6 protein-coding genes are annotated in these 6,116 nt (G+C 68.2%); 3 read left to right on the forward strand and 3 right to left on the reverse strand.

Annotated features, from left to right (window positions below):
- Positions 1 to 1,162 precede the first annotated feature (1,162 nt).
- Positions 1,163 to 1,627 carry a helix-turn-helix domain-containing protein gene (locus VGH85_21575; protein HEY2176407.1) on the reverse strand — a complete coding sequence of 155 codons (465 nt, stop codon included), beginning with the start codon at positions 1,625 to 1,627 and terminating at the stop codon, positions 1,163 to 1,165.
- A gap of 86 nt (positions 1,628 to 1,713) precedes the next feature.
- Here VGH85_21575 and VGH85_21580 point away from each other — a divergent pair, with 86 nt between their 5' ends.
- Both VGH85_21580 and VGH85_21585 read left to right on the forward strand, forming a co-directional pair.
- Positions 1,714 to 2,103, forward strand: coding sequence for a tautomerase family protein (locus VGH85_21580; GenBank protein ID HEY2176408.1), 390 nt, complete (start codon positions 1,714 to 1,716; stop codon positions 2,101 to 2,103).
- A gap of 61 nt (positions 2,104 to 2,164) precedes the next feature.
- Positions 2,165 to 2,428 (forward strand): TIGR02391 family protein, encoded by a 264-nt coding sequence (locus VGH85_21585; protein ID HEY2176409.1) that lies wholly within the window; start codon positions 2,165 to 2,167, stop codon positions 2,426 to 2,428.
- A 500-nt stretch (positions 2,429 to 2,928) separates the two neighbouring features.
- Here the strand turns inward: VGH85_21585 and VGH85_21590 are convergent, their stop codons facing one another.
- Positions 2,929 to 3,831, reverse strand: coding sequence for a type II CAAX endopeptidase family protein (locus VGH85_21590; protein ID HEY2176410.1), 903 nt, complete (start codon positions 3,829 to 3,831; stop codon positions 2,929 to 2,931).
- A 971-nt stretch (positions 3,832 to 4,802) separates the two neighbouring features.
- On the opposite strand from VGH85_21590, the gene VGH85_21595 reads away from it, so the two are divergent.
- Positions 4,803 to 5,267 carry a VOC family protein gene (locus tag VGH85_21595; GenBank protein HEY2176411.1) on the forward strand — a complete coding sequence of 155 codons (465 nt, stop codon included), beginning with the start codon at positions 4,803 to 4,805 and terminating at the stop codon, positions 5,265 to 5,267.
- Positions 5,268 to 5,446: 179 nt separating this feature from the next.
- Here VGH85_21595 and VGH85_21600 read toward each other — a convergent pair whose 3' ends face one another.
- Positions 5,447 to 6,031 carry a hypothetical protein gene (locus tag VGH85_21600; protein HEY2176412.1) on the reverse strand — a complete coding sequence of 195 codons (585 nt, stop codon included), beginning with the start codon at positions 6,029 to 6,031 and terminating at the stop codon, positions 5,447 to 5,449.
- Between the last annotated feature and the right edge of the window lie 85 nt (positions 6,032 to 6,116).

Raw genomic sequence — 6,116 nt, forward strand, 5'->3', positions numbered from 1 at the left:
AGCGGGACGGTGCCGGTGTGCCGATGACGGTTCTCCGATTCCGGGTGACTAGCCACGGCCTGCCGATCCGAGGCTGAGCGCACCCTCTTCCGGTCGCGGCAGGGGCGGATCGACGGGCACGGCGAGCCCTGACACGTTTGAGACCGAGGACTCCTGAGGGCGACGGGTGATCTCGGTGTCGATCGCGCGGGGGCCGATCGACCTGTCCGCCCACCTGCACCCGCCCGATGACGTCGACGATCGGGCGGCCCGTGACGCGGTGGTGATCGCCACGCCGGGCAGCAGCGTGAAGGAACAGATCGGCGCGAACTACGCGGTCGCCTGGCCGCCGAGGCTTCGTCGCGGTCACCTTCGGCCCGGCCTTCCAGGGCGAGAGCGAGGGCGAACCGCGCGACCCGGAGGACCGGTCCGAGCGGGAGGCCGACCTGCGCTGGGCTGTCGACCACGTGATCCGACAGGAGTTCGTCGCCCCCGAGCGCGTCGGCATGCTCGGTATCTGCGCCGGCGGCGGTGACGCCGTTCGGGCGGCGACGACCGATCACCGTGTTCGCGCCCGGGGCACCGTCGTGCCCGGCGACATCGGTCGCGCTTTCCGCGCCATGGCGGCCGCGACGCCCAAAGGCGTGGCGGGCACACTCGACCTGGTCGCCGGCCGGCTGCTCGACGAGGCCTCTATGCAGGTCGACGGTGAGACGGTCCGGCTCCTGTGGCTCCCGGACTCCCCCGAGGACGCGCGTGCCGCCGGTGTCACCGACGTCGATGTGCTCCAGGCCGTGGACTACTACCGCACCTGTTCATGGCCTCGGTCAGCACCGGGCGACCGGCCCTCCACGACCCGATCGCGGACTCGTTGTCCCACATCAGCGCCCGCGGGACGGCGCCCCAGCCCGAGAGCAGCTTCCAGTGCCCCGCGAGCAGGTCCGGGCCTTGTCGCGACCGGATCATCCGCGCGCCTGCTCGCCGAGCCCGGCGGGGTCGGTGAGCCCGAGCCCGTTGCTGGTGTATGGCGGCACCGGATCCATGGTCCCGCCCAAGAGCCGGGCCAGGGGCAGCCCGGCCTCCTGCCCGGTCGGGCTCTTCGCGGTGGCCGTCAGCCGGCCAACGCGGTGGTGTCGTCGAGGCCGAAGAGGCGGTCGTATTCGGCCAGGTCGCGATAGGTCCGCTACCACGCGTCGTCGTGGACATCTGCCGTCATGTCGCGCCAGCCCACCGATCCTGAGCAGTACACACAGGTCATCCGAGGTTCGGCGGGGTGTCCGCACGCGCGGTGGATGAGCCGAACCGGGGGAACGTCGTTCTCGTACTTGTCGCCCCAGGCCATGAGGGCTAGCAGCACCGGGTAGAGGTCCGCGCCCTTGGCTGTGAGCCGGTACTCGTGACGCGGTGGGCTGTCCTGATAGGGGACGCGCTGCAGGATCCCCTCCGCGGTGAGCAGCCGCAGGCGGTCGTTGAGCACGTTGCTGCCCAGCCCGAGCTTGCTGCGGAAGTGGTCGTAGCGGCGCTCGCCACGGAAGCATTCCCGCAGGATCATCATCGTCCAACGCTCGCCGAGCACCGACCAGGTTCGAGCGACCGAGCAGTACACGTCGGACAGCTCGTCGTGCTTCACCACGCCATCATAAGACATCTTTCGAGTCTCAGCAGCTTGTGGCTCTGACCGGCGCGTCCTAGAGTCACACTCAATTCGAGTCGAACACTTCGTGGAGGTTGGTCGTGCCCTTCTACCAGTTCACCGTGCCCACCGGCGCTCCGACGTTGGCGCACAAGGCCGAAGTCGCCGCGGCGATGACGAAGGTCCACTCGGAGGTCACCGGCGCCCCCGGCGCCTACGTGCATTGCTCGTTCACCGAGGTCGCCCCCGGCAATGTCTTCGTCGCCGGGGAGGCCGTGGAGGGCCCCCGCATGGTGGGGCTCATCCGTTCCGGTCGATCCCCCGAGGTGCGGGCTCGCCTGATCAACGAACTGGCCGACGCGTGGTGCGAAATCACCGGCGAGGACAAGAAGAATCTGGCGATCTTCATCGTGGAGATCCCCGGCGCGAACGTCATGGAAGACGGTCAGCTCCTTCCCGAGACCAGCGAGGAGCCAGGCGCCATCAGGTGACGACGGTCGGAGGCCGTGACTACCCGCGGTCCCGGCTTTCACGACGGGACGAGGTCCTCGACTGTCGTGCCGCGCTGGTGGTCGGCGGCCGTCCTGGCCAGGTAACCCGGACGACCGCACCGTGAAGTCAATCCGCGACGGCCTCGCCCGCTACGCGCCCGGAGTGAACCTGCTCGTGCGCAACACCGCGGCGCACGTCGACTCCGAGCTCGACGAGCAGGACGCGCTCGAGAGGCTGTGCGTCTACAGCCTCCTCGCGCGTTGCATCGAGAGCTGTGTCCTCGAGCAGCACCCGGACGATTTGCTGGGCTCGGCGAGTCCCTGACCGGAGGAACCCGGCCTCGGCACGCAGGGGAGGCGCAGCGCTACCGCCAGGGCGCCGACCGGCTACGCGCAGCCGGCTCGACGTGCGCGGGCCGCGTGCTCGACCACCTCGACAGCGAGGCCCGCCACCACACAATCCGCGCGGATCGCTGACAGCGGGAAGGACGCATCGGACCCGCGGCCGGGTGCCCGGGAACCGATAACGCCCAGCTATGTCCAGGTGGTCCGGTGAGGTTGACATTGAGGACGGCTGCGTGAGGCGCGTTCAGCGCGCCGACGACGTTCCCGACCGGAGATGCTGTTGCTTCGGACCCCGTCGGTTGTGACCCGGCAGCCGTCGTTCAGAGCGCATCCGAAGACGGAGAGGAGATCGCTGCGATCGTGAGCGCCCACTCGGAGAAGGAGCAGGCGGCTCGACGTTCAAGGGCATGTCTGGCTTAAACGCGCTGATGGCGTTCCGCGACAACACCAATCCACGAATGAACAGAAGGGACACGTCGATCAGGTCGCCGTCGGGCGGGGCCGGGCCGGCGCGGCCCGATCGTTGTCCTGCGGCGTGGGCCGTGGGGGGCGGCGCAGGTCGGCCCACCGGCCCCGCGAGACGAGCACGGCGACGACGACGAGGACGACCGCGGTGAGGATGCCCGCCTCCCCGACCCACAGCGTCGCCCCCGGGCCCGAAGCCGCGTGGTCGAACGGATTCTGGATGATCATGTTCCAGGCGCTGTGCGCTAGAACGACAGGCCAGACGCTGCCGGTCTCCAGCCGGATGCGGGCGTAGACGAAGCTGGTCGCCGTGATCGACACGAGGATCAGGGCTGCGGAGAGCAGCCGCGAGTCGCCGGCCGCGTAGAAACCGGCGAACACCATCGGGAGGTGCCAGACCCCCCAGATGAGGCCGCTCGCGAGCACCGGGCGCGGCACCCCGGCGTCGATCAGCCGCGTGAGCATGTAGCCGCGCCAGCCGATCTCCTCCCCGGCTGTGGAGATGCACGTGAGCGGCACCGCAGTGACGAGGATCAGACCGATGCCCGCGGTCAGGCTCCCGACGGTGCCCGTGAAGCCCACGAGGCCGGTGGCCCAACCGATCCCGTAGGCGACCGCTCCGACGAGGATCGGCAGGACCAGCGCCAGGCCGTACCACGGAAGACTGCGGCGACCGCCGAGCCGGAAGGAGACGTCGCCGAAGCCCTCCCGCCGGATCAGGCGCGTGGCGATCGACGACGCCGCCGGGGTGAACATCAGCACGGCAATCGAGAGCTGGGCGTCCTGCGGGCGCACAATCGCCCAGGTGCAGACCACGATCTCGAAGGCGACGACGAAGGAGAAGTACATCGCCAGTCCGCGCCGGGCGCCGCTCCGGACATCGGGGTCGACCCCCGGGTCGAAGCGGGTTCCGACCATGGCGGTCCTCCTCAAACGGGACACCGAACACGTGCCACAGCCACGCCGCGAAATCCACCGCCCAACCGCAAAGCTACCTCTCCACAAAGCTCGCAGTAAGTAGAGACCTTTCGACAGGGCTGCGCTGTACGAGTGGCTACCTGCCGGTAGAGACTTCTCGACTACGTACGGCTCACCGATGGCGAACGGCGAGCGACCGAGGGGAAGCGTGGGAGCGGCACGGTCCGGCGTCCGTGGGTCATCGGCGCCCCACACCAGCCGGCCGCTCACCTCTGCACACGTACCAGCTATTCGCCGAGGTCGACGCCGTCCCGCGAATAGAGTTCAAGCCTTTCCCGCAGCGCGGCAGGTCCGACTCGGACGGTGCCTGGCTCCGGCACGGGGAGAACGGCGGCCGGTGGGTGGTCTACCGCGAGCTCGTGCACGGCCTCCTGGAGGGGGTTCTCTCGACCGTCGCGGCGAGCGAGGGTCGTTGCTGACCAAGGCAGTCGGGCAGGTCTACGAGCTGCCTCGCCCGAACCGGCCACGCCGGCGCCCACCACGACGCGGTGAGGTAGCGACATTCCCTCCGCACCGCTCGAGCAGAGGCGGCAAGCGTGCTCCGCCTGATGTCGCAGTGCGGGCCCGGGGACGGGTGCCTTCCGGCGACGAGGGCGCGATGAAGGGTCCGCGCCACGGTCCGGTTCCTCGGCGATCTCAACGGCGATCTTCAGTTGAGCTCAGTACACGAGCTGGTCCACGAACTGCTTCCCGTTGGTGCCTCTGGTGCCCAGTGGATCACCTGTGATGCTCACTCATTCCCACCAAGACCTGGCATGCACGCGGTAGGCACGTAACTACGGATCAGATGCCAAGCAGCACGGCGACCTCGTCCGGCTCATCGACGTCTAATACCGCCCTGGCCGAACGTGCGCTGAACCGTGGGAGACTCGTAGGCCGGGTCGGAATCCGACCGGATTGAGGAGTACGACATGTTGCTCGACGGCGTCAACCACGTGGCCATCCTCACCGGCGACACCGACCGCCTCCATGCGTTCTACCGCGAGGTGTTCGACGCCCCGGTCGCCAACGACCAGCGGGCCGCCGAGGGCATGCGAATGTCGATCATCGACCTGGGCGTGACCGGTGAGCTCAACGTCTTCGAGATCGCGGAGAACACCGAGGCCGACCGCCAGACACCCATCTTCGGTCGTGGCCGGATCGATCACCTCGGGTTGCAGGCCGCGTCGCTGGACGCCTTCGACACCCTCCGGGACCGGCTCGTCGCCCGCGGAGCGACCGATGGATTCGTGACTGACTTCGGCCCGGTGCTCAGCCTTTTCTTCCGCGACCCCGACGGCCTCGAGTGCGAGGTCTGCACGCCGAACCCGAACGCGCGACCCGGGGTCTACAACCCACCGGGCACGCCGGCCGCGGGGTACGACCGGTTGAGCTGACTGCGGTTCTGTCGGCCCACTGTAAGTTCGCTCGCGGCTACTGCGATTTTCACCGCTCTGCGGGCTCCGCGAGGGGACAGCGATCGGAAGTGATCGTTCTTCGACTGGATAACAGTGGGACAGCACTCCGTCGTGACCTGCGTTTTTGCTGGCGAACATAGCTTGCAGCCCGAAAGTGCTTACAAGCTGACGGTCGTAGGTTCGAACCCTATCGCGCCAACCCGCAAGGCTCTGGCATGCGACAATATTCCCTTACGCAGGTATGCAAGTGATCTCTGCGGCGCGGGCGATGCCTCTGAGGGGGTCTGTCGACGGGTCCCGCCGTTCAGCGCGCTGTCGACGACAACCGCTGCGCTCGGATGGAGCTCCCCCCGGCTGACGTACTCGTTCTTGAGGAACTTGGCATGGCCCATGAGATCGGCCTTTATCCGGTCAGTCAGCGTTAGCTCGTCGTCGAGAATCGTCGCGTAGGTGCGCCGCCACGTGTGTGGGGTCATCCACTCCAGTCCAACCTGTTCGCGCACCTTGCGGAGCGTTCGCCGTACGTTGGCCGGCCACCTGTAGGTGATCTGCCCTTTTCGGCTCGTCGTGGGGAAGAGCGGCCACCAGGGCTCACCCGGGACATCGAGCCGAAGTCTGATGAGCTCGACGGCGAAGGTCGGCAGTGGGATGACGCGGAGCGCAGCGTCGCTCTTGCCGCCGTGCCGCACTAGGCCCCTTCCCTTCGACCAGACGAGGTTCTCGGTCACGGTGACAACCGGCACGGGCCTGGCTTCCTCACCGGCCGGATCGCATCGTGGAGGACAGCCTGTTCCATCACGCCACTGACGTCCGTGCGAACGTTGCGAC

Source organism: Mycobacteriales bacterium, assembly GCA_036497565.1.
GTDB lineage: Bacteria > Actinomycetota > Actinomycetes > Mycobacteriales > QHCD01 > DASXJE01.